Source organism: Caulobacter sp. SRI_008 (assembly GCF_057586355.1).
In genome coordinates this window covers 33,966-55,488 of record NZ_JBYCZS010000017.1, presented here as the reverse complement: position 1 = coordinate 55,488, position 21,523 = coordinate 33,966, and the positions used below count along the sequence as shown (strand labels likewise).

Below are 21,523 nucleotides of genomic sequence, written 5' to 3'. Positions count from 1 at the left end.
ATCTTTCCCCTTCTCAGCTCGCCGCGTTGCCGCGAGAGACGATGCGGCCCGCGAGGGCGACGATGCGGTCCAGGGCGAAGCCCGTCAGGCCCACCCACGCCAGGGCCACGACGATGTCGGAGATGCGCGAGGCGTTGTACTGGTCCCAGATGAAGAAGCCGACGCCGACGCCGCCCAGCAGCATTTCCGAGGCGACGATGGCCAGCCAGCTCATGCCCACCCCGATGCGCAGCCCCGTGAAGATGTAGGGGGTGGTCGCCGGCAGCAGGATCTTGAAGAAGTATTCGATCGGCGACAGCCGCAGCACCCGGGCGACGTTGCGATAGTCCTCGGGGATGTTTCTCACGCCCACGGCGGTGTTGATGATGATCGGCCAGATCGAGGTGACGAAGATCACGAACAGGGCCGACGGATTGGCCTCGTGGAAGGCCGCCAGCGAGATCGGCAGCCAGGCCAGGGGCGGCACCGTCCGCAGCACCTGGAAGATCGGGTCGAGACCCCGGTGCGCCCAGCGGTTGGCGCCGATCAGCACGCCCAGGCCGACACCGACCACCGCCGAGATCGAGAAGCCGAAGGCCACCCGCTTGAGACTGGTCAGCACGTGCCAGAACAGACCCTTGTCCACCCCGCCCCGGTCGTAGAACGGATCGACGATCAGCTCCTTCGACTCCAGCCAGATGCGCGAGGGCGACGGCAGGCCGTCATAGGAGTCGCCGCACACGCCCTGCCACACGGCCAGTATGACCAGCACGGTCAGGGCCGGCGGCAGGACGGCGGCCGCGACCGCTCCCGCCCGCCGCGCCAAGTCGGCCGCCCCTGGGACTCTTGGGGCGGCCGACCCGGCCTTCGCCGCCGACGCCGTTGCCGGCGGCGGGGACGCTCCTTGGGCCGTCACCGGGGCCGCGACAGGCGCGGCCTCGGCGAAGTCAGGCTTGGGATAGGTCATGAGCTTTCCTCCCCTCGGGCCTTTCTCAGGCGAGCTTCTTGATGGGCTGGCTGGCGAGGTACGCGCCCGGATTGGCCGGATCGAACACCTTGCCGTCGAAGAACTTCTCGGGGCCGCGGCTGTCGCCGGCGGGGCCGGTCTGGCCGATGCTCTTGGCCGCCGCGCGCCAGATGTCCGAGCGGTTGACCTTGTTGACCAGGGCCTGCTTGTTGGTGTTCTGCGGGATCACGCCCCAGCGGATGTTCTCGGTCACGAACCACAGGTCGTGCGACTTGAACGGGAAGCTGGCGTTGTCGGCCCAGAACTTCATGACGTGCGGCGAGCCGGTCACCTTGCGGCCGTCGCCGTAGTCGATGACGCCCTGCTGGCGGGGCAGGATGTCGCCCATCGGCACGTTGATGTACTGCCGGCCCGAGACGATCGAGCACATGGCCGCCTTGTTGGCCTGCTTGTCGCACCACATCTGGGCTTCCAGCACGGCGGCGGTCAGGGCCTGGGCGGCGCGCGGATACTTGTCCACCCAGTCGGCCCGCATCCCCAGCGCCTTCTCCGGATGGTTCATCCAGATCTCGCTGGTGGTCGTGGCGGTGTAGCCGATCTTCTGGTTGACCGTCTGGCCGTTCCACGGCTCGCCCACGCAGAAGGCGTCCTGGGTGCCGGCCTTGAGGTTGGCCACCATCTGCGGCGGCGGGATGACGATGGTCGAGACGTCGATGTCCGGATTGATGCCGGCCGCCGCCAGCCAGTAGCGGACCCACAGGTCGTGGGTGCCGCCCCGGAAGGTCATGGCGATCTTGGCGATGTTGCCGGCCGCCTTCAGCTGGGCGAACTTGGCCTTGGCTCCGCCCGCCTGCAGCCCGACCTTCACGGCCTTCAGGTCGTTGCCGACCGAGATCGCCTGGCCGTTGGTGTTGAGCCTGGCCAGCACGTACATCGGCAGCGGCTTGCCGCCGGTCTGGACGCCCAGGCTGAACTGCAGCGGCATGGGCGACAGGATGTGCGCCCCGTCGATGCCGCCGCCGCCCGAGCCCAGCACCAGGTTGTCGCGGGTGGCGGCCCACGAGGCCTGCTTGACCACCTCAATGTCGGGCAGGCCGTGCTTGGCGAAGAAGCCGCGCTCCTTGGCGATGATCAACGGCGAGCTGTCGGTCAGGGCGATGAAGCCCAGGCGCGCCTTGGCGGTTTCCGGACCCGCGCCGGCGGCGTGGGCCCCGGCCGGGAAGGCGGCCTTGACGGCGGCCATGGTGGCGGCGGCCCCGATCAGGGCGGTGCGCCGGGAAACCCCCATGGAAGCGCCCTGCGAAAGGATCTTGTCGGTCTTGGTCATGATCGGCGTTCCGTCTCAGAGCTTGTATTCGAGGGTGAACCAGGCCTTGGTCCGCGAGGCCGGCGGGGCCAGGGTCCCGGCCGGCACGGTCGTTTCGCGCTGGAAGTCGGCGTACTTCAGCTGCACCGAGAGCTTGGGCGTGATCGCCGCGGTGACCTGCACGTTCCATTCGCTGCCGAGGTCGGCGCCGGTGCGCTGGTCGTTGAAGTCGTGGTAGCGGACCACGACGTCGCTGTTGAAGAACCAGGTCCGCTTGAAGCGCGGCTTGACGTTGAGGCTGAGGTTCAGGTCCTCCAGCCCGTCGGCGAAGCCCTTGTTGCCGCCTCCCGTGACGAAGGCGTCCGACCAGCCGTTGAAGGCGTGGGCGGTGGCCAGCGGCGTCGTGAAGCCCCGCGTGCCGTTGCCCTCCAGCGACTCGTAGGAGAGCTTGAGGGTGTAGATGTCGAACGTGCCGGCCACGTCGCCGCCGACATAGTCGAGGTCATAGGCGGCGGTGTTGCCGTGATAGTCGCTCTGGCGGGCGAAGGTGGCGTTGTAGGCCAGCTGGTAGAGCCCGACCCAGGTCTTGCCCGAGGCCTTGGCGCCCTTGGTGATCGACGAGTTGATCGCCGAATTGCCGAAGTCCAGCGCGTAGACGAAGCCTTGCAGGCGCAGCGCCTCGGCCGGTGACCAGGTGACGTTCAGCAGGTGGCTGTCGCTGTCCCAGTCCTTCAGTTCGCCCAGCACCCGGTTGACGTGGTTGATGTAGGCGTAGGTCCCCTTCACCCGGCCAAGCGCGAAGTCGGCGCGCACGCCGTCGAAGGTCTGCTCGTCCTGACGCCAGGCGACGGCGCCGACGAAGCGCTGGTCGTCGATCAGGATGCGCTGGCGGCCGGCGGTGACCTGCAAGGCCGCGCTGGGCGTCCAGGTCACCTGGGCCCGGTTCAGCTCGGTGACGTCGGGATCGTTGACGATCGGATAGCGGGCCTTGTCGGCGCCGTTCAGCGGGGCGGTCGTCGCGCCCGGCACGTTGACTGCGTAGTGCTCCTCGCCGATCTGGCGAACGTCCTCGAACTCGATCAGGCCCTTGAGGCCGTGGAACTCGGCGGTCTCCCAGCCAAGACGCGTGCGGACGGTGAAGGCCGAGGCCTTGTCGGCCAGGTTGGCCTGGTCGACGCTCTCGTAGCGGGCGCGGACCTCCAGGATCACCTTGCCGGCCGCAACCTGGTCGCTGAACGTCGGCGGCGGCGCGGGCGGAGGCGGCGGCTCGGCCGGCTCCGGCGCGGGCTCCGCAACCGTTTCCGGCGCCGCCTCCGTGGCCGCCGGTTGCTCCGGCGTCGCCGCCGTTTGGGCGTAGGTTCCCGTCGCCCACAGCAGCGCCGCGAGCCCAGCGCCGAGCGTGAGCCCGGCCCTCTTCGTGTTCATGCCTCTTCCCCTCAGGCCAAAAAAAAACGCCCGGCGAGGGCGTGAGCCCCCTCCGGACGTCGTTGTCCAAAACAGTCGCCGACCCCGTCGTCGGCGTAGGTCCTTCAAGGACCCTCGCAGGACGTCGTTGCCCCGCGTGTCGCCATCAGGGACGCACCACGTCGGGACGCCGACAATCTGAAAACCGGCGTTATCGACCATTTCGCGGGTGCGGCGCCTGTTTCTGCGCAGCAGCACGGCGCCCAAAGCTTGGGCGGCGCCCGGAAACCAGGCGCCACCCTCCCCTCACGGACGATGACCGGCGGGGACTCGCCTTCGCCAATCCCTGGCGACGCAAGGCTTTGAAGGCATCCGGTTACCGGGCGGGAAGCGTGGAGTCGGGCCGACGCTGGCGCGCTTCAGACCTAATTCGCCCGATCCCCCCGCGCGTCATCCCGGGCGGAGGGCCGCGCAGCGGGCCGTAGACCCGGGACCCAGGGGACTGGGCGCGGCGGTCAGGCTCTCGCTGATGGCTGTCGCCGACGCCGGGCGGCGGCCCCTGGGTCCCGGCTCTTCGCGCTGCGCGCTACGGCCGGGATGACGAAAAATTGGAGCGGGGGCGCCCTACTCCGTGATCAGCCCGTGCAGCACCCCGTCGAGCGTGACCTGCATCAGCTCTTCGTGCGGAGCCCAGTTGCGGCTCGGCTTGGTGATGACCAGCGAGACGATGCCGTGGCAGGCCGCCCACAGCACCTGGGCGGCGCTTTCGGCGGTGCCGGTCTTCAGCCGGCCGGCGGCGGCGATCTCGCGGATCGGACCGCTGAACTCGTCGAAACAGGCGTCGCCGAGGTCGGACACGGCCTGCTGCTTCTCCACCGAGATCGCCTCGCTCGAGCCGCAGAACACCAGCTGGTAGGTGTTGGGATTGTCCAGGGCGAAGCGCATGTAGGCGTCGAGCATGCGCCGCACCTTCTCCACGGCGTCGACCGGCTCGTGCGACAGGGCGACGTTGATGGCCAGCAACTGCTCGATGGCCTCACGGCCGATCTCCAGCAGGATCTGGTCCTTGTCGCGGAAGTGCATGTAGAGCGCGGTCGAGGACACGCCCACGGCGTCGGCGATCTTGCGGATCGTCGCCCCGGCGTAGCCCTCGGCGATGAAGATCTTCTCGGCGGCGGCCAGGATCTCGCCCCGGCGCATGTGCCCGTCGCCCTTCGGCTTGCGGGCGGACCTGGTCGGCTTCTTCAACGCAACGGTCACGATACGGTACTTCCTCCCTCTTCCCCGATCTGACAGTAAACGGGAATCACCCAGGGCCGACAAGCGCGCCGCAGCTTTTGCGTAGAACGCGTATTTTTCCATTTGACACTTTATGGTTGAGTTAATCGAGTCACTCCCACCGATCAGGCCTGGTTGTGGGGAAACGACATGGCGCGCGAAGACCGGCGGCTGCACGTCGAGGAGCAGGACCATCATGTCCTGGCCGATCCGCCGCTCGTCGCACCCCTGCCGCTCGCCGACGGGGCGCATCGCCGACTGAGCACCGGCCAGGGCGTCGCGCTGGTCCTGATCGCCATCGTCCTGGCCGCGAGCGCGGCGCTGGCGCCGAGGATCACGCTGGCCGCGCTCGGCTGGACGGGCCTGGCGCTCTTCGCCCTGCTGGCTTCGCTGCGGCTCGTGGCGGCCTGCACGCCGCCAAGGCGGATCCCAGTCCCGCCCCTGCCCGACGCCGAGCTGCCCACCTATACGGTGATCGCCCCGCTCTACAAGGAAGCCTCGGTCGCCGCCGAACTGGCGGCCGGCCTCGACCGACTGGACTATCCGCGCGACCGACTCCAGGCCCTGATCATGCTGGAGGCCGACGACGTCGAGACCATCGCCGCCTTCCACGCCCTGGACCTGCCGGCCTTCATCCAGGTGCTGGTCGTTCCGCCCGGCGCGCCCAAGACCAAGCCTCGCGCCTGCAACCACGCCCTGGGCCGCGCCCGCGGCGAGCTGCTGGTGATCTACGACGCCGAAGACGCGCCCGATCCTGGCCAGCTGCGCGAAGCCGCCGCCCGCTTCGCCGCCGGCCCGCCCGACCTCGCCTGCCTGCAAGCGCCGCTGCGCATCGAGATCCCGGCCATCTCCGGCTTCCTCCCCCGCCAGTTCCAGCAGGAATACGCCGCCCATTTCGAGGTGCTACTGCCGGCCCTGGCGCGCTGGCGACTGGCCTTTCCGCTGGGCGGCACCAGCAACCACTTCCGCGTCGAGGCCCTGCACGCCGTCGGTGGCTGGGACGCCTTCAACGTCACCGAAGACGCCGATGTCGGCTTCCGCCTCGCCGCCGCCGGCTATGGCCTCGACGTCATCGCCCCGCCGACGCTGGAGACCGCCCCGACCAGCTGGAAGGCCTGGCGGCCGCAGCGAGCGAGTTGGGTTTCCTTTCCAATCGCTTTTCTGCGATGGGCAGAGAGATCAGCAGGATCTCGATTTCCTCTTTGCCTACAACGATCTTGTCGGTGATGGCTTCGACGAGCGAGCGCTTCTCGCTCGTCGCAAGCTCGTTCCACTGGCCATAGAGGTCACGAGCTCCGCTGAAGGCCTCAAGCTCGGAATCGAGCGTGATGCGCAGGACGTCGCACTGCGCCGTGAGCGCAGGGATCTCGTCCTCAAGCTGGGCGCGGCGGTCGGCGAGCGGGCGGTAGCGGCGGCCGTAGTCCTCGGCCGTGATCTGGTCGTCCTGATAGAGCCGGTAAAGGCGGTCATCCTCGCCCGCGAGGCGGGACGCTTCCGCGCGCGCGAGGGACACCAAGGCCTCCTTCTCGCGCAGGCGCTCATGCCCCACGTCGAGGTGCCGGCGCAGCTCATGCTCGGAGAGCAGGAGGCCATGAAGCTGCTCGCGGTACACGGCCTCGATGTCGTTCGCGGGGACCCGGTTGCCGCAGGTGCGGCAGAGGTACTTCGGATAGCGCGCCCACACGTACATGCGCGCGCCGCAGGCGCAGTGCAGGAAGCCCGTGAAGAGGTGCTGGGTGATCTTGGCGGGGCGCGTGCGGCCTGCGCGCTGGCTGGCGGCGATCTCGACGCACCGGTCCCAGAGCTCCTCGGAGACGATAGGCTCCACGGGCGTGTGCACCCAGTGCTCGTCCGACTTCTCGACCCGCGTCTTGGTGGCGTCGTCCCAGCGCGAGTAGTTGCCGCGATAGGTGCCCTTGGCCGTGGTGTCGTGCAGCAGGCGGTTGATGGTGGTGTTCGAGAATTCCGCGCCAGTGCCGGTGCGGTAGCCGCGATCGTTCAGGATGCGCGCCACGGTCTTCATGCGCTGATGCTCAGCAAAGAGCTCGTGCACCAGCACGCGCACGGGAGCCTCGGCCGGGTCCACTACGAGCGCGCCGTCCTTCCACTGGTAGCCGAAGGGGCCTCGGCCGCCGAGCGGCTTACCCATCTTGGCGCGAACCGGCACCGACGCCGCCACGCGGCTCGCGATCTCCTCCCGCTCCCATTGGGCCATAGCCGCGATCATCGTGAAGAAGAGACGGCCGGCGGGACTTGAGGTGTCGATGGCCTCTTCGAGCGAGACGAGGTCCGCATTCTCTGCCCGGAAGATCTCGGCGAATTCGAGAAGCTCGCGGGTGTTGCGCGCCAGGCGCGCGAGCTTGGAGAAGACGAGGCCGGAGATGCGGCCTGCCCGGACGTCGGCGAGCATCCTTTGGGCTTCCGGGTGCGCCATAACGGCTTTTCCGCTCACGGCGTCAAGGCGATATACCTCGGCGACGCGCCAGCCCTTGGCTTCGGCATAGGCGCGGGCGCGCTTCTCATGATGCTCGGGACTCTCGCCGCGCACCTGGTCTTCGGTTGAGACCCGTATCCAGATGGCGATCTGTTTCGCCACATCGGTAGCCGGCATGCTCGCCTCCCACGTGAGGAACAAAACTAGCACAAATCTATTGCCGGTTGAATCCCTAGGGCGCTGGTTTTGCAGCGTAATCGCTGCCACTGAGGGGCATCGTCACGGGGACCCTGCGCGCGCCTCCGCCGCAAGCATCATAAAGGCCACGTCACTCGCGCGGCATCAATGAATTCGCCTTTTAGTTGAAATAGAGTCATACTCGCCTCACAGATCGGGGGGCGATCATGAAACTCCTTCTCCGCCGCGACCAACGGTCCGGCCTCCTCGGCGGCAAGCCCATCTTCAGCATCGACGTGCGCGCCGAGATCTCCGACGACGAACATGCCGCTATCAAGAAGTACAAGCTGGCTGATACCCGGCTCTACGAGAAATTCGAGGTTCCGGGGGCGTCGGGGCCAGGGGCCTACCTTGGGATCTTCGGGGCCGTAGGTTTTGCTGCGCGCATAGCGGCCCGCGCCATGAACATCACGGTCGACGTGAAGGACCTCACCGGTGGCAAGCGCATCGAGTGCAAGGACATCGTCGAGATGCTCGCCGTCGAACAGCAGCTCAAGGACGCTGCTCTGACATTCAAGACCGTCCTCGACGCCGCGTCGCACTTCGGCGGCGAGGAGGTCATTGAGGTCTAGCCCCGTGGGCTGGAGCAATCTCCGGAACTGGCTCTCCGGCGGCACCAGACACATCGAACAGGCCCAGATGCGCGACGCCTGGGCTGACGTGGACGGCCTATGGCAGCGGTCGCCGCTCGCGGAGCGGGACGTCTCGTTCCTCGTCATGGACGCGATGACGGACTACCTGCGCCGGGTCGATCGCGTGCCGGCGATCTCGCTCGTCGTAGCGCTCTGCGAGACCTCCGAGGCCATCCTGCGCCAGGAGCAGGTCGGCGAGGTGTCGCCGGTCTGGGCGGTGCTCGACAACGACGTCGCCGAAGCCGTCTATTTCCGGAAGTATCTCAACCGCCGCCGCCGCTGGGCCGCCGACTATGATGCCAACCTGGCCGCCGTGCGCGAGCGCCTGTTCGAGCTCTTCGACGCCGTGTTCGCGGCGCTCCCCGAGATCTGCTTCGAGGACCAGGAGGACCGGAAGGGCGGCCTCGAGGTGCCGCTCATCGAGCTCCTAGAGCGGCCGGAAGAGGTGATCGAACGGCTCTGCACCTTCGCCTACAGCGACGACACCATCCGCCGGGAGCTGTTCGTGCCGCTCCGCGAGCAGATCGTCTCGAACATCATGGTGGCGTCGGGATTCCAGCCGGACGCGGACCTAACTCTTGTCCAGCATCGCCTCAAGCACGCGCCGGAACTCAAGGGCAAGACCGCCGCCGAGCTCGCGGACCTGTACCTCAGGCATACGCCGTTGCGGGCCATCCTCGAATTCCCCGTGCCTTTCACGGTGCCGGAGACCTCCCGGTTCGAGCACACGCACATTGTCGGCGGCACGGGACACGGCAAGACCCAGCTCCTCCAGCGGCTCATCCATGCGGACCTCGTGGCCGCCCAGGAGGACGGGCGATCGGTCGTGGTGATCGACAGCCAAGGCGACCTCATCAACAAGCTGATCCGGCTCGACCTGTTCGACCCGGACACGCCCGGCAGCCTCGCGGACCGCCTCGTGCTCATCGACCCGGCCGACGTCGAGTTCCCGGCGGCGCTGAACCTCTTCGACGCGCACCTCGACCGGCTTGCCGACTATCGGCCGGTGGATCGCGAGCGAGTGCTGAACGGCGTCGTGGAGCTCTACGAGGTGTTCTTCGGCGCGCTCCTTGGCGCGGAGCTCACCCAGAAGCAGGGCGTCGTGTTTCGCTACCTCGCCCGGCTCATGGTCTCGATGGACGGAGCCACGATCCACACCCTCATGCGGCTCATGGAGGACGGGAAGCCGTTCAAGCCGCACATGGAGAAGCTGGACGGCTCGGCGCGCTACTTCTTCGAGACCGAGTTCTTCCATCCCTCCTTCGCCGCCACGAAGAAGCAGATCCTCCGGCGGCTATGGGGCGTGCTGTCGACGCCCGCCTTCGAGCGGATGTTCGCGCAGCGGCAGAACAAGCTCGATCTGTTCGAGGCGCTCCAGGGCGGGAAGATCATCCTCGTCTCGACGGCCAAGGACCTGCTCAAGGAGGAAGGCAGCGCCCTCTTCGGCCGCTTCTTCATCGCCATGCTCGCCCAGGCCACCCTTGAACGCTCCACGGTCTTGGAATGGGACCGCACGCCCACCTACGTCTACGTGGACGAGGCGCAGGAGTATTTCGACGACCGCATCGAGACCCTGCTCACCCAGGCCCGCAAGATGAAGGTGGCGATGCACGGCGCGCACCAGGCCCTCGACCAGCTGTCCCCTCGCCTGCGGGCCGCGTTCAACAGCAACACGAGCTTCAAGTGCGTGGGCGGCGTCTCGGCCAAGGACGCCCGCGCGCTCGCCGACGAGCTCCACACCTCCGCCGAATACATCGACGGCATGAAGCGGCGGAAGGACCGCACGGAGTTCGCCGCCTGGCTCAAGCACCAGACGCCCCAGGCCATCCGCCTCACCGTCCCGCTCGGCTTCCTCGAACGCCAGCCCACCCTCACCGACGAGCGGTTCGACGCGCTCATAGACCGCAACCGGGCGCGGTACTGCGGGACGCTCGCGGACGTCCCGGTGCTCTCGCCGGTCCAGGCACCCATAGAGGACGCGCCGGCCAAGCCGCCGCGCCCGGTGCCGCACGCCCCGGCTCCGGCACCTGAAGAGCCGCCGGCAGCGGACATGCCCGAGCCGACCGTCCCGCCGGACACGCCGCCCCTGGCGGAAGAGCCGGCCGAGCTTCCGATACCGCACCGAACGGAAGAGCCCGCCGCCCGGCCTACCCGCCCAGCCCCGAAGCCCGCGGCTAACCAGGAGCCCGGCAAGGGCGGCCAGAAGCACCGCTACCTCCAGAACCTGGTGAAGGAGCTCGGCGAGCAGCAGGGGTTCCGGGCAACCGTAGAGGCCCAATTGTCTGACGGCGGCCAGGCGGACGTGCTGCTCGCGCGGGACGGCGTCCGCGCCGCCTTCGAGGTCTCCGTCACGACGCCGGCGGCATGGGAGCGGGAGAACGTCCGCAAATGCCTCGCCGCCGGCTTCGAGCGCGTAGCGCTGGTGCTCGCGAAGTCATCACGCACTCAAGCCGCGTTTCGCGCCGCCGTAACCGAAGGCCTATCCGCCGAGGAGCGCGAGCGGGTCTTCTTCCTCGTCCCCGAAGACCTGCCCGACTACATCGCCGGCCTCGCGCCGCCGCCCGAGCCCACGGAGAGCGTCGTGAAGGGATACCGGGTGAAGGTGTCGCGGACGACGGTGTCGCCCGAGGAGGCGAAGGTGCGGCGGGAGCGGCTGGCGGGCGTGATTGCGCGGTCACTAGACCGGCAGAGCTAGGGATCCCCCAGGTGATCGAGCAGGCGATCCGATCCAAACCGGAAGTGCGTGAAGACGAGCGCTGCGGCCGAGAACAACGCCATCCTCCGATCTTCCGCATCCCATGGCCGCCTCCTACGTGGGAGTTGATGCCGGAACGCGTCGATGTGGCGCGCGACGGCCTCGGCGATCTCCTGCCGGGTCCGCGCCCCCACCGTCTCGAAGCAGCTCTGGATATCCGCGCGCGTATAGACCGCGACATCGACGCCGCGATCCGCCGCCAGCGCCATTACGGCCTTTGATAGGCGGTCGATCCGGGCGCTGCGTACCGATGCTCTTCGACTCGACGCTTCGAGCACCAGCGTCTCAGGCTGGAGGCGCGCGAGCAGTTTCTCGATGGCGCGCAGGCAGACCGCGTTCTTGTCGCCTTTAGCGGAGACGAGACCCCAGTCGTAGGGCGCGAAGGGGCCTTCGAACGCTACCCAGCCAAACCCACGCGACGTTGGATGGAAGGCCATGGTGAGCGGCCAGCGGTGACGGGCCGGGCTCATAGCGCGGGGGTATGTGTCGCCCGCTGCATCATGGCGTCGAGAAGCGCGACCTTCTGCCGAGACTTGTCGTCCGACTGCTCCTCCAGACCCTCGCGGAGCATAGCCGCCTCCCCCATGACGGCCTCCTCTACGCGCTCATAAAGGGCTGGGAAGAGGTGGCCCGGCGTCTTGCCGAAGATGATCTCAAGGCGCAGCGCGATCTCGAAGCTGGGGAGCATCAACTGCTGCTCGTAGTGCGAGATGGCCTGGCGCGTGAGCCCCATGAGCTTGCCGAGCTCCTCCTGCGTGAGCGCCCAGAGCTTGCGATGCGTCTTCAAATACTGGCGGTTGGACCGTTTTGGCATGAAAGGAGCGAGTTATGGATAGCGCCGATCGCACGATTGGCCTGGCTATCGTCCCGCGTTCCGTCGGCATGCTGGAGGCGCTAAAACGCTAGTGTCACTAGCACCGGCTCTCGGCTCATTCTGCCAAATCACAGATCAAGAGAAGCTGGATTTTTGATAAGGCGAAGACGCGATCGACGCCCAAGCGTTGCCGCTGCGCGTTAGCGGGGCGATGATGCAACCATGGAAAGCCTCCTTCAGTACGTGGCAGCCATCGGATGGCGATGGGTCGCCGTTGTGACAGGCTGCCTTCTGGCGGCAGCGGACCTCTCAAATCGCATCTGGCCGAGTTGGACCGACGCCGCTGATCGCTATGGGTTCACCGCCGCCCGAAGACGAAGGGCGGAGGTCGCCATCCTAATCGCGGCGATCCTGTGGGCCGGGTACGCTACGTGGCGCGACGAGCGTGCGGCCAAAGAGAAAGCCCAGACCATCGCCACCCAACTCCAGTCGGCGCTCTCGGCAAAGGGCGCATCGGAAACCGTTTCAACAATCTCGCCTAGCAGCCCCTCGGAGCGTTTCGATCGTCCCGGACCTCCAGCGGCCCGCGATCAACCGACGCGTGGCCTCATGCGGTCCCTCGCAAACCGAGACTTGGAAGTACTCGCCACAGCGAGCCCATCGGGCTTCACGCTCGACGGCTTTCAGGTGAACGTGCAGAACGTGGGCGGCGACATGATCGACTGGCGCCTTGTCAGCCTCTCGGCGACCGTTGATGGTGTACCGGTACTGCAATCGCCAGCATCCCAGGAAGGCATTCTTGCAGCGTCGGACTCCGGCCAGTTGGTGCTCAAAAAGGTGCAGCCGCTGACGCTCACTCAAAACATGAAGACCATCGATGTGGAGTACGTGGTCGAATACGACACAAATCCAAAATCAGGCGTGAGACACTTCGGGCGGAAAGTGCGGTTCCTCATAAACTGGGCGAATGGTCCAGTGTCGCTTCCACTCTTTGAGATGCGGGCTCTCTCGCAAAGCGAGACGTAGGCGAAGGGCCCTAGATCTTGGGTTGCAGCCACGCGATGTGCAGCAGGTGGGCTGAATGGCGTGGACGGACACAGCTACATCCGAATAACCGCTTCCCAGACTTCAGACTGCCTGACCTGAAAGGCAATGCTGCGCCAATTGCGGACTCGACGATCTCTCCAGGAAGGCGACGCTCAGCGAGCTTGTCTGCCGGTGACACGAACCACCCGGTAGATTGAGCGGCAATCCGTCATCGGCTCGATAGAAAGAACGTATTCCCGTCCGGATCCTGGAAATAGACATGAGGGAAAGGCTTTAACTCTGGCGGCGCCAAAAAGGTCACGCCCTTTTCCAGCAGTCGTTCGTATTCGTACTGCACGCTGTCGCAGCCAAAGGAGCCGTTGAAAAAGGTGCCAACTCTGTCTTCGTGACCTTCCGGCGTGAAGAGCAAGATGCCGGTTTGGGCGCCTGGGATGGAGAGTTCAATCCAGCGCCTGTCGCCGATCGGGCGATCCGTCGTGATGATAAACCCCATGACGCCTGTCCAAAAGGCTAGGGCCCGCTCCTGATCTCTGGTTGGAATTCCAACATAGTTGAGCTTCTTGATCACCAGACACTTTCCGCGCCACAGGCCGTCAACTTGCGACCAGAGACCCGCGTGGTATCGGCTAGTCCGATGAGCAACAAGCAGTACACAGTGGACGCCTATGTCCTCGACACTCTCATGCGCGACCTGGTGGGTCACGATCACCGGGCCTCGGCGTTTCTGGTCTATCTAGCCTTGGCGGCCCTGGGCGATACCCGCCCTCGCCTCAGTCACGCACAGTTGGCGGAGCGGACCGGCTTGTCGAAGCGCAGCGTTCAAGCCGCGGTGATCCATCTTGCCGAACGAGACCTGATACGCCCCACCCGGTCCGGCGCCACCGACGTGACCCGCTACGAGGTTCTGACCCCATGGCGGCGTGGGGCCGAACCCGCGCCAGGTCCGTAGGGCTCATTTAGGCTGCCACAACTCAACCAGCGTGCCGTCGGGGTCTTGCACCCAAGCAAACCGTCCGAAGGCATTGTCGTCGTCGCGCTTTAAAATGGCGACGTTTGACGCCCGCAGCCGAGTGATAATCGTATCCATGTCATCCACGGCGAAGTTGACCATGAACTCACGCGTTGATGGTGCCATATGGTCAGAGGTGTCTGGGAAGGCCATCCAGGAGATCTTAGGCGGGTGGCCCGGCGCATCGTAAGGCAGCGCCGCACCGCCCCAAGCGGCGACATCCAAGCCAAGGGCATCGCGATACCAGTTCGCCAGGGCTTTGGGATCCTTGCTTTTGACGAACACGCCCCCAATGCCGGTCACACGGCCGATCGGCTCAGCCATGGCCGCCGCCTGACAGGCGAGCGCAAAGGCGATCGCGAATACTGGCTTCAAGAACGCCTTCATTCATGGTGCTCCCCGCAGGTCCCAAGCAGGTCCGACCCTGCGTGACCGTTATAGATCGGGTGCCGCCTAACGCGCACCGGAAGCAACGATTGCTATAGCAGCGATTGTAGATCGCGTTTGCACGAGCCTGGGCGGCTGCGGACGAAGTCGCGGATCGGCTGGCTGGCGCCAATAGCGAACTTGGGACCGCTTCCAGGAGCCGGACGTTCAGCATCAAGGTCTCGAAGAATGGCATCCCCCTAAGTTAGGGCCTTGCCTACGACCGGCCGCGTGCTGATGGAGAGGCGACGCAGATGATGGTTATTCCTGTTCGTGGCCTTGTGGGCTGTATGCTTTCCCTTACGCTGATCGGCTGCGGAGGCCCCTCGGACGATAAGAGCGACGCGACCGACCGCGACCCGCTCAAGGCCGAGAGAAAATCCCAAATAGGTTCTGCGGAGGCCCGGGCCTATGTCGCCCAGTTCACGAAGAAGGACCCGGAGGCGTGCTTCAAAAAGGATGTGGCGCTTCAACAGCCGACGCTGAAAGGTCCCGCGGGGGCCATCGGCGCACGGGTCCCGCCGACGCGCGTGATCGTGATGATCGACGGGTCCGGTTCGATGGCCGGACGAATGGGCGGTCGGACCAAGCTCGAACTGGCGCGGGAGGCGGCGCTGGGCTTTGTCGATGGACTGCCCGCGTCGGTGCAGACGTCCCTGCTGGTCTTCGGCCAACAGGGAAACAACAGCCAGGCCGGCAAGGCGAAATCCTGCTCGACCATCGACGTGCTCGCGCCGATGTCGGCGGACCGGGGGAGCCTCCGCACGGCGCTGGGACAGGTCCGCGCAGTCGGCTGGACGCCGCTCGCAGCCGGGCTCGATCGCGCCGAGGCGCTGCTGGCCGCCTCCGCTACGCCCGGGGAGCAGGTCATCTATGTCGTGTCGGACGGGGAAGAGACGTGCGACGGCGATCCCGTGGCGGTCGCACGTCGGATCAACGGGGGCCGCACGCGGGCGATCGTCAATGTCATCGGCTTCAACCTGCCGTCGGGCGAGGCTGCCAAATTGACCGCGGTCGCGCGCGCGGGCGGCGGCGGGTTCGTCAACCTGTCCAACGAGGCGGAGCTCGAGAGATCGGCGCAAGTGCGGGAATGGATGCGGCGATCGGACAACCACGTCGCGACCTGGTCGGCCACCAGCGATAATCACGTTGCCACCAGCAGGGCCATCAGCGACACCCATGTATGCATAAGCGGCCTCGTCTCCGAAGAGCATGTCGCAATGTCCAGCGACCTCTCGGATCGCCAGGTGGCTGGCCGCCCCTTATCCTTCGCGGAGGAAGCCAGAGCCTTACTGAAAGCGCGCCACGATGCGCTGCGGACGAGGGACGAGGCCTATCGGGCCGAACTTACCAACGCAGAGGCTGGGGCAAAGCGGAGCATCGATTCAGCGGCGAATGCGAACCGCTGAACAGCCCTCCTATACTCCAGGCAAGGTCCACAACCCACCCTGCCCTGTAAGCTCAGAGGCGGCGCTGCGCCTGAACCGCGCCATGAGCTGACATTGGCCCACCTCCAGGAATGCGACGTTCAGCACCCGGCGGGAGAAAACCGGCGCCGCCCCATGGAGGACGTCGAAAGCGTCAGGTTCCTACGAGGGTCTTCACTGAGGGCGGGAAGACGCGTCTGCTTCTTTGAAGCCTGCTAAGGTCGCAGCCGAAGCTGCGCATCAATAGTCCCTGGGCGCCAATCCGCGTCGCCATCAAGGAGCTAGCCAACGCGGGCCTTCAGCGCCTTGGCCACGATCGGCGCCAAGGCCTCGCCGATCCGTCTGGCTCCGCCCGCATTGGGATGGACGCCGTCCCGCTGCATGAGGGCGGCGTTCGTGTTCACCCCGGCAAGGATGTTGGCGTAGAGCGGCACGCCGAACTCGCGCGCCAGGCTGGCGTAGATCGCGTTGAACTCGCGGGCGTAGGCCGCCCCGATGGCCGACGGCGCGCCCACGCCGACCAGGACCGCGTCGATCCTGCGCGCCTTCAGCTTCTGGAGGATGCCGCGCAGGTTGGCCTTGGTCTGGGCGGGCTCCACGCCCTGCAGCAGGTCGTTGCCGCCCAGGGCGACCACGCAGATCCTGGTGTCGGCCGCGACGCTGAAGCCGACCCGCGCCAGCCCGCCGCCGCTGGTGTCGCCCGAGACGCCAGCCGCCCGGACCATCGCCGGTACGCCCAGCCGGCCTAGGGCGGCCTGCAGCTGCGCGGGCATGGCGTCACGCGCCGGCAGGCCCAGGCCCGCGGTGATCGAGTCGCCCAGGACGGTGACGACAGGCGGCTTCGGCGCGGCGGCGATCTGGGTCAGCAGGCCCAGGCCGAGCAAAAAACGACGACGGCTTGGAAAACGCTGTGCGGTCGGGTCCATGCCTTCCTATGTAGGCTGACCGCCGGCCGAACAAGGGCCGGCCTCGCAGGAAACACCATGTCCGACGACCCCTCGCCCCCGGCTCCCCCCCTGGCCCTGAGCGCCGTCGCCCTGACCCTGCCTTCGGCCGCTGGACCGGTGAACATCCTGCGGGGCGTCGACCTGACGGTGAACGCCGGCGAGCGCGTGGCCGTGGTCGGCCCGTCGGGCTCGGGCAAGTCGTCGCTGATCGCGGTCGCGGCCGGCCTGGAAGACCCCACCGCCGGCGCGGCTCGCCTGTTCGGCCAGGACCTGGCGACGCTGAACGAGGACGGCCGGGCCCGGCTGCGGCGCGGCCGGGCCGCGTTGGTGTTCCAGTCCTTCCACCTGTTGCCCAACATGACCGCCGAGGAGAACGTCGCCACGCCGCTGGAGATCGCCGGAGCCGACGACGCCCTGGCGACCGCCCGGGACTGGCTAGGCCGCGTGGGCCTGTCGGCTCGCCTGACCCACTATCCCCACCAGCTGTCGGGCGGCGAGCAGCAGCGCGTCGCTCTGGCGCGCGCCCTGGCCGCGCGTCCCGCCCTGCTGTTCGCCGACGAGCCGACGGGCAACCTGGACAGCGTCAGCGCCACGTCCGTCGCGGACCTGATGTTCAACCTCGTCGCCGAGGTCGGGGCGGCCCTGGTCATGGTCACGCACGACCAGGCCCTGGCCACCCGCGCCGACCGCATCGTGCGGATGGCCGACGGGCGCATCGCTTCGTGAGGCCGCCCCTCGCCTTCCGCCTGGCCGCCCGCGAGCTGCGTTCTGGCGTGCGCGGCTTTCGCATCTTTCTGGCCTGCCTGGCGCTGGGAGTGGCCGCCATCGCCGCCGCCGGCTCCACCGCCGAGGCCTTCCGCCAGGGCCTGGCCAGCCAGGCGCGCGAGATTCTCGGCGGCGACCTGTCGTTCTCGGCCGAGAACCGCGACTTCACCGACCAGGAACGCGCGGCCTTCGACAAGCTGGGAGTCACGACCTACGCCGCCTTGGCACGCGCCATGGCCCAGACGCCGAGCGGCGAGCGCCGCCTGGTCAGCCTGCGCGGCGTGGACGCGCGCTTCCCCTTGGCGGGCGCAGTGACCCTGGAGGGCGCGCCCAACCTTGCGACCGCCCTGGCCGACCGGGACGGCCTGCCCGGGGCGGCGGTGGAGCCGGCGCTGCTGGACCGCCTGCACCTGAAGATCGGCGACCGGTTCGAGGCCGGCCCCATCACCCTGGTCGTGCGGGCCAAGCTGATCAGCGAACCCGACGGGCTATCGCGCGGTTTCTCGATGGCGCCGCGCCTGCTGGTCCGCCGCGACGTCCTGGAACGGTCCGGCCTGCTGGCGCCGGGCGGCCTGTCCGGACGGGCCGTGCGCATCGCCCTGGCGCCGAACCAGGACCCGCGCGCCGTCGGCAAGGCCGTGCAGGCGGCGCTGCCGGACTCGCACCTGCGGGTCCGTGACCGTCTCGACAGCGCGCCCGGCGCGCGACGGCTGATCGACCAACTAGAATACTTCCTCGGCTTCATCGGCCTGGCGTCGCTGGTGGCCGGCGGCCTGGGCGTGGCCGGCGCGGTTTCGGCCTATCTGTCGACCCGGGAGCCGGCCATCGCCGTGCTCAAGGCCCTGGGCGCGGAGAGCGGCCTGATCCGCGACCTTCACCTGATCCAGATCGCGGCGCTGGCCCTGCTGGGCGTGACGATCGGCCTGGTTGTCGGGGCGCTGGCGCCGCTGGTCCTGGGCCAGTTGGCCGGCTCCAGCCTGCCGATCCCGGCGCTGTTCAAAGTCTATCCGTGGCCCCTGGCCAAGGCTGGGCTGTTCGGCATGCTGGCGGCGGCCGCCTTTTCGCTGCTGCCGCTGGCGAGAGCCCGGGCCACCCCGCCCTCGGCCCTGTTTCGACGTGCGCCCAAGGCCCGCCTGCCGCTCGGGTTCGAGACGCTCGGCGCGGCCCTCTCGGGCGCCGGCCTGGCGGCCTTGGCCGTGGCCACCGCGCCGACCCCGCTGGCGGCGGCGATCATGATCGCGGGCGTTATGGTCGCCTTCGGCCTGCTGGCCGTGCTCGGCCGCTCGGCCGCCTGGCTGGCGGGAAGGGTTCGCGGCCTGACGCGCGGTCTCGCCAAACTGGGCCTCGCCAACCTGGCCGGACCGCGCTCAGCGGCGCGGACCGCCAGTCCCGCCATCGGCCTGGGCGTGGCCCTCCTGGCCTGCGTGGTGCTGATCCAGTCGGCGCTGCTGGCCCAGGTCAGCGACGTGGCCCCGCGGACCGCCCCGGCCATGATTTTCACCGAGATCCCCGGTGACCGCGTCGCCGCCTTCGACGCCGCCGTGGCCGGGGTGACGGGCCCGCTGCACGCGGACGCCTATCTGCGCATGCCTTTCGCCACGGGCCGGATCATCGCTCTCAAGGGCAAGCCGATCGACACCAAGACCATCAAGGCGTCCGAGCGCTGGGCCTTCGACAACGACCTCAGCCTCTCGTTGCTGGCCAGGGAGCCGAACAACGCCGGCGTGGTCGCCGGCCGCTGGTGGTCCGCGAACGACGCCGGTCCGCCGAAGGTGGCGTTAAGCGCCGAGATCGCCCAGGCGGCCGACCTCAAGGTCGGCGACACGATCACCGTGCTGGTTCTGGGCCGCGAGATCGAGGCGCGGATCGCGGTGCTGCGCAAGGTTGACTTCGGCGGCTTCGGGCCCAACTTCAACCTGATCTTCAACCCCGCGACCCTGGAGGGCGCGGAGCTGCGCAGCGTCGCAATCGCCCGCCTGAGCCGCGGCCAGGAAGCGGCCCTGACCCGCAGCCTCGGGGAGGCTTTTCCGGGCGTCAACGTGATCAGCGTCCGCGAGCAGCTGGACGCAGCGGCAGCCCTGTTCGACCGCCTAGCCTTGGCCGTTCGCGGCGCGGCGGGCGTCGCCGGCCTGGCCGGCCTCCTGGTGCTGGTAGGCGCCATCGCCGCCGGAGCGCGCGCCCGAGCCCGCGAGGCCGCGACCCTGAAGGTTCTGGGCGCCACGCGCGGCCAGATCCTGCTCGCCTATGTCATCGAGTATGGCGCGGTCGGGCTGATCGCCGGCGCGGCGGGCGTGCTGCTCGGCTTCGCCGCCGCCTGGCCAGTGGTCGTCAAGGTGTTCGAGGCCAGCTGGAGCGTCGACTGGAGCGGCGTCCTGGCCCTGCTTGCCGGCGCGACCGGCCTGGCGACCCTGGGCGGACTGATCGCCGCCGGCCTGGCGTTGTCTCAACGCCCGGCGCCCGTGTTGAGGGGCGAGTAAATCTTAAATTCGTGCCGGCCGCCAAGACAGTCTAGCGACGTTTTCCGCCGATCGGGAGGTTTGATCCCAGACCGGGTCGCGCCAGGAACACGCACACCACCACATTCGCGAAGCGCTCGTCGCGGCCCTCAACGAGCGCCGCCCCGTCGATCCCGCCGCCTTGCGATCGGACCGACATTGCCTCCTCGGTTGCTGGATTCACGGCGAGGGCGCCCGGCGTTGGGCGGGTAACCATGCCCTCCTAGGCTTGCTGGAAGGCCATGCGCCTTCCACCAGCAGGCGGGTCTGGTCGCCGATCAAATCAATCGTGAGCAATGGACCGAGGCAGAGATCGCTCAGCCAGGGGTCGCCCTTCGCCCTGGCGGTTGCAGACTTAGCCGCCTTGCGGCGAATGCGGGCGACGGCTGGATCGGTTGCGGCCTAGCTAAGCGCGCAGCGCCGAGGCTGCTTCCGTCTCCGCCGCGTGCGGTGGAAACAGGAAGCGGCCGGCGCGCGCGCCATCGCGCAGCCTGATGTCCAAGACCACAGGCTCGCCGGCGTCCGCCAGGCGATGGGCCAAGTCACGCGCGGCCTGCTCGGCGCGGGCGCCGGTGGCAAACTGGAGAGGACCGCCGCTAAAGTCGCCGCGAACGATCCAGCCGTCGCTCGACGGCTCGACAAAGATGAAACAAGGCATGGTCATAACGCAAAGCAGTGAGCGGGGCGAAGTGGCGGCCGGCCCTCCGCTGGCCGGCCGCCCGCCCCAACTCAAGAAAACATGTCGCGGTCCAGGCGGCGCAGCGCGGACAGCACCTCGCTGAGCGGCACAGGCCCGGGCGTTCCCAAGAGCCATCTCTGACTGGGCCGATGCTCGACCGCGCAGGCGTCAGAAGCCCAGGCCGCCAGGATTTCGCGCTTTTCGGCGAGATCGAGATCCTGATCCTTCAGCACCTCCAAGGGGTGGAGGAAGCCGACCGCCGGACGAACGGGCCATGGACCCGCCCGGTGGGACGCATTGGTGTGCGTGCGCATGGCCAGCTCCTTATGCGGCCTTTTGGGTCTTGGCCGGTTTGAGCTCCAACGCCTGCTGGCGTGCACCGACCCCGATCGGAACCTGCTTGGGCTTCAAGGCCTCGGGCACATCACGGACCAGATCGATCGACAAGACGCCATGGGCATGGACGGCGTCCTTGACGATGACATAGTCGGCCAGCTCGAATCGGCGCTCGAAAGCGCGGTGGGCCAGGCCCTGGTGGAGGAAGGTTCGCGCGCTCTGGTCTTCGTTCGCCGCCCTTCGCCCCTTAATCACCAGAAGGTTGGGCTCGGCCATGACCTCGAGATCCGCCGGCGCGAAACCGGCGACCGCCAACGAGATGCGGTAGGCGGCCTCGCCGGTCTTCTCAATGTCGAACGGAGGATAGCTGGCGCTCGCTTCGGTGCGGAGCGCCGTCTCGACGAGATCGACCATGCGATCCACCCCGATCATGGAGCTGTAGAGAGGGCTGAAATCAAAAACGGTGCTCATTTCCATCTCCTCGCAAGCAAGTTGGACATGAGGGGCGCCGAGCCAAGCGCTATGCGCCCCAAGGCCAGGCCCTGTCGGCGCCCGGCAAGCAGGCGATGAATTAGGACGCGGCGGA

20 protein-coding genes and 1 pseudogene are annotated in these 21,523 nt (G+C 67.7%); 8 read left to right on the top strand and 13 right to left on the bottom strand.

Annotation, left to right across the window (positions count from 1 at the left end):
* Nucleotides 1–13: 13 nt before the first annotated feature.
* The 4 genes from ntrB to AC2YHT_RS16020 all read right to left on the bottom strand — a co-directional run bounded on the left by ntrB (nt 14) and on the right by AC2YHT_RS16020 (nt 4,916).
* The gene (ntrB, locus tag AC2YHT_RS16035) at nt 14–946 is read right to left on the bottom strand and encodes a nitrate ABC transporter permease (protein ID WP_487290780.1); all 933 of its coding nucleotides are present in this window, start codon (nt 944–946) and stop codon (nt 14–16) included.
* A gap of 25 nt (nt 947–971) precedes the next feature.
* Nucleotides 972–2,273 (bottom strand): CmpA/NrtA family ABC transporter substrate-binding protein, encoded by a 1,302-nt coding sequence (locus AC2YHT_RS16030; RefSeq protein ID WP_487290779.1) that lies wholly within the window; start codon nt 2,271–2,273, stop codon nt 972–974.
* A 15-nt stretch (nt 2,274–2,288) separates the two neighbouring features.
* The gene (locus AC2YHT_RS16025; protein WP_487290778.1) at nt 2,289–3,677 is read right to left on the bottom strand and encodes an alginate export family protein; all 1,389 of its coding nucleotides are present in this window, start codon (nt 3,675–3,677) and stop codon (nt 2,289–2,291) included.
* 603 nt (nt 3,678–4,280) lie between these two features.
* Nucleotides 4,281–4,916, bottom strand: coding sequence for a TetR/AcrR family transcriptional regulator (locus AC2YHT_RS16020; protein WP_487290777.1), 636 nt, complete (start codon nt 4,914–4,916; stop codon nt 4,281–4,283).
* A 168-nt stretch (nt 4,917–5,084) separates the two neighbouring features.
* Here AC2YHT_RS16020 and AC2YHT_RS16015 point away from each other — a divergent pair, with 168 nt between their 5' ends.
* Entirely contained in the window at nt 5,085–6,161 is a 1,077-nt protein-coding gene (locus tag AC2YHT_RS16015) for a glycosyltransferase (RefSeq protein WP_487290776.1), read from the top strand.
* A 565-nt stretch (nt 6,162–6,726) separates the two neighbouring features.
* Here AC2YHT_RS16015 and AC2YHT_RS16010 read toward each other — a convergent pair.
* Nucleotides 6,727–7,545 (bottom strand): annotated as a pseudogene (locus AC2YHT_RS16010) (recombinase family protein); the annotation flags it as partial.
* 227 nt (nt 7,546–7,772) lie between these two features.
* Here AC2YHT_RS16010 and AC2YHT_RS16005 point away from each other — a divergent pair.
* Together AC2YHT_RS16005 and AC2YHT_RS16000 are read left to right on the top strand one after the other, a co-directional pair.
* The gene (locus AC2YHT_RS16005) at nt 7,773–8,177 is read left to right on the top strand and encodes a hypothetical protein (protein ID WP_487290775.1); all 405 of its coding nucleotides are present in this window, start codon (nt 7,773–7,775) and stop codon (nt 8,175–8,177) included.
* A 67-nt stretch (nt 8,178–8,244) separates the two neighbouring features.
* Nucleotides 8,245–10,932, top strand: a complete 2,688-nt coding sequence (locus AC2YHT_RS16000; RefSeq protein WP_487290774.1) for a type IV secretion system DNA-binding domain-containing protein — start codon at nt 8,245–8,247, stop codon at nt 10,930–10,932.
* On the opposite strand, the gene AC2YHT_RS15995 is transcribed toward AC2YHT_RS16000, so the two are convergent.
* Nucleotides 10,929–11,429, bottom strand: coding sequence for a hypothetical protein (locus tag AC2YHT_RS15995; RefSeq protein WP_487290773.1), 501 nt, complete (start codon nt 11,427–11,429; stop codon nt 10,929–10,931). The genes AC2YHT_RS16000 and AC2YHT_RS15995 overlap by 4 nt on opposite strands.
* Before the next feature lie 29 nt (nt 11,430–11,458).
* Nucleotides 11,459–11,806 (bottom strand): helix-turn-helix transcriptional regulator, encoded by a 348-nt coding sequence (locus AC2YHT_RS15990; protein WP_487290772.1) that lies wholly within the window; start codon nt 11,804–11,806, stop codon nt 11,459–11,461.
* 222 nt (nt 11,807–12,028) lie between these two features.
* Between AC2YHT_RS15990 and AC2YHT_RS15985 the strand changes: the two genes are divergently transcribed.
* Complete coding sequence (locus AC2YHT_RS15985; protein WP_487290771.1) at nt 12,029–12,832, top strand: hypothetical protein; 804 nt, start codon at nt 12,029–12,031, stop codon at nt 12,830–12,832.
* Between the two features lie 229 nt (nt 12,833–13,061).
* On the opposite strand, the gene AC2YHT_RS15980 is transcribed toward AC2YHT_RS15985, so the two are convergent.
* Nucleotides 13,062–13,421, bottom strand: a complete 360-nt coding sequence (locus AC2YHT_RS15980; RefSeq protein WP_101717104.1) for a VOC family protein — start codon at nt 13,419–13,421, stop codon at nt 13,062–13,064.
* Between the two features lie 66 nt (nt 13,422–13,487).
* Here AC2YHT_RS15980 and AC2YHT_RS15975 point away from each other — a divergent pair, with 66 nt between their 5' ends.
* Nucleotides 13,488–13,802: a MarR family transcriptional regulator gene (locus AC2YHT_RS15975; RefSeq protein ID WP_487290770.1), complete on the top strand. Its 315-nt coding sequence runs from the start codon at nt 13,488–13,490 to the stop codon at nt 13,800–13,802.
* Nucleotides 13,803–13,805: 3 nt separating this feature from the next.
* Here AC2YHT_RS15975 and AC2YHT_RS15970 read toward each other — a convergent pair whose 3' ends face one another.
* Entirely contained in the window at nt 13,806–14,249 is a 444-nt protein-coding gene (locus tag AC2YHT_RS15970; protein WP_487290769.1) for a VOC family protein, read from the bottom strand.
* Nucleotides 14,250–14,542: 293 nt separating this feature from the next.
* Between AC2YHT_RS15970 and AC2YHT_RS15965 the strand changes: the two genes are divergently transcribed.
* On the top strand, nt 14,543–15,697 hold the full coding sequence (locus AC2YHT_RS15965; RefSeq protein ID WP_487290768.1) for a vWA domain-containing protein: 1,155 nt from the start codon (nt 14,543–14,545) through the stop codon (nt 15,695–15,697).
* A 299-nt stretch (nt 15,698–15,996) separates the two neighbouring features.
* On the opposite strand, the gene AC2YHT_RS15960 is transcribed toward AC2YHT_RS15965, so the two are convergent.
* Nucleotides 15,997–16,641, bottom strand: coding sequence for an arylesterase (locus AC2YHT_RS15960; protein WP_487290767.1), 645 nt, complete (start codon nt 16,639–16,641; stop codon nt 15,997–15,999).
* A 57-nt stretch (nt 16,642–16,698) separates the two neighbouring features.
* On the opposite strand from AC2YHT_RS15960, the gene AC2YHT_RS15955 reads away from it, so the two are divergent.
* The gene (locus AC2YHT_RS15955) at nt 16,699–17,388 is read left to right on the top strand and encodes an ABC transporter ATP-binding protein (protein WP_487290766.1); all 690 of its coding nucleotides are present in this window, start codon (nt 16,699–16,701) and stop codon (nt 17,386–17,388) included.
* Nucleotides 17,385–19,904: an ABC transporter permease gene (locus AC2YHT_RS15950; RefSeq protein WP_487290765.1), complete on the top strand. Its 2,520-nt coding sequence runs from the start codon at nt 17,385–17,387 to the stop codon at nt 19,902–19,904. Before AC2YHT_RS15955 ends, AC2YHT_RS15950 begins: the two co-directional genes overlap by 4 nt.
* Nucleotides 19,905–20,328: 424 nt before the next feature.
* Here AC2YHT_RS15950 and AC2YHT_RS15945 read toward each other — a convergent pair whose 3' ends face one another.
* From AC2YHT_RS15945 to AC2YHT_RS15935, 3 genes are all read right to left on the bottom strand, one after another.
* Nucleotides 20,329–20,580, bottom strand: coding sequence for a hypothetical protein (locus AC2YHT_RS15945; RefSeq protein ID WP_487290764.1), 252 nt, complete (start codon nt 20,578–20,580; stop codon nt 20,329–20,331).
* A gap of 71 nt (nt 20,581–20,651) precedes the next feature.
* A complete protein-coding gene (locus AC2YHT_RS15940) occupies nt 20,652–20,915 on the bottom strand; it encodes a hypothetical protein (RefSeq protein WP_487290763.1) in 264 nt (87 codons plus the stop codon).
* A gap of 10 nt (nt 20,916–20,925) precedes the next feature.
* Nucleotides 20,926–21,408, bottom strand: coding sequence for an Hsp20 family protein (locus AC2YHT_RS15935; RefSeq protein WP_487290762.1), 483 nt, complete (start codon nt 21,406–21,408; stop codon nt 20,926–20,928).
* Nucleotides 21,409–21,523 lie beyond the last annotated feature (115 nt).

What these genes read in the sequence shown, in the direction of transcription:
- ntrB (WP_487290780.1), bottom strand. Translation starts at nt 946, where the DNA reads ATGACCTATCCCAAGCCTGACTTCGCCGAGGCCGCGCCTGTCGCGGCC.
- AC2YHT_RS15955 (WP_487290766.1), top strand. Translation starts at nt 16,699, where the DNA reads ATGTCCGACGACCCCTCGCCCCCGGCTCCCCCCCTGGCCCTGAGCGCC.
- AC2YHT_RS15945 (WP_487290764.1), bottom strand. Translation starts at nt 20,580, where the DNA reads ATGCCTTGTTTCATCTTTGTCGAGCCGTCGAGCGACGGCTGGATCGTT.
- AC2YHT_RS15965 (WP_487290768.1), top strand. Translation starts at nt 14,543, where the DNA reads ATGATGGTTATTCCTGTTCGTGGCCTTGTGGGCTGTATGCTTTCCCTT.
- AC2YHT_RS16005 (WP_487290775.1), top strand. Translation starts at nt 7,773, where the DNA reads ATGAAACTCCTTCTCCGCCGCGACCAACGGTCCGGCCTCCTCGGCGGC.
- AC2YHT_RS15960 (WP_487290767.1), bottom strand. Translation starts at nt 16,641, where the DNA reads ATGGACCCGACCGCACAGCGTTTTCCAAGCCGTCGTCGTTTTTTGCTC.
- AC2YHT_RS15985 (WP_487290771.1), top strand. Translation starts at nt 12,029, where the DNA reads ATGGAAAGCCTCCTTCAGTACGTGGCAGCCATCGGATGGCGATGGGTC.
- AC2YHT_RS16015 (WP_487290776.1), top strand. Translation starts at nt 5,085, where the DNA reads ATGGCGCGCGAAGACCGGCGGCTGCACGTCGAGGAGCAGGACCATCAT.
- AC2YHT_RS16025 (WP_487290778.1), bottom strand. Translation starts at nt 3,677, where the DNA reads ATGAACACGAAGAGGGCCGGGCTCACGCTCGGCGCTGGGCTCGCGGCG.
- AC2YHT_RS15935 (WP_487290762.1), bottom strand. Translation starts at nt 21,408, where the DNA reads ATGAGCACCGTTTTTGATTTCAGCCCTCTCTACAGCTCCATGATCGGG.
- AC2YHT_RS16030 (WP_487290779.1), bottom strand. Translation starts at nt 2,273, where the DNA reads ATGACCAAGACCGACAAGATCCTTTCGCAGGGCGCTTCCATGGGGGTT.
- AC2YHT_RS16000 (WP_487290774.1), top strand. Translation starts at nt 8,245, where the DNA reads ATGCGCGACGCCTGGGCTGACGTGGACGGCCTATGGCAGCGGTCGCCG.
- AC2YHT_RS15990 (WP_487290772.1), bottom strand. Translation starts at nt 11,806, where the DNA reads ATGCCAAAACGGTCCAACCGCCAGTATTTGAAGACGCATCGCAAGCTC.
- AC2YHT_RS15995 (WP_487290773.1), bottom strand. Translation starts at nt 11,429, where the DNA reads ATGGCCTTCCATCCAACGTCGCGTGGGTTTGGCTGGGTAGCGTTCGAA.
- AC2YHT_RS15975 (WP_487290770.1), top strand. Translation starts at nt 13,488, where the DNA reads ATGAGCAACAAGCAGTACACAGTGGACGCCTATGTCCTCGACACTCTC.
- AC2YHT_RS15940 (WP_487290763.1), bottom strand. Translation starts at nt 20,915, where the DNA reads ATGCGCACGCACACCAATGCGTCCCACCGGGCGGGTCCATGGCCCGTT.
- AC2YHT_RS15970 (WP_487290769.1), bottom strand. Translation starts at nt 14,249, where the DNA reads ATGAAGGCGTTCTTGAAGCCAGTATTCGCGATCGCCTTTGCGCTCGCC.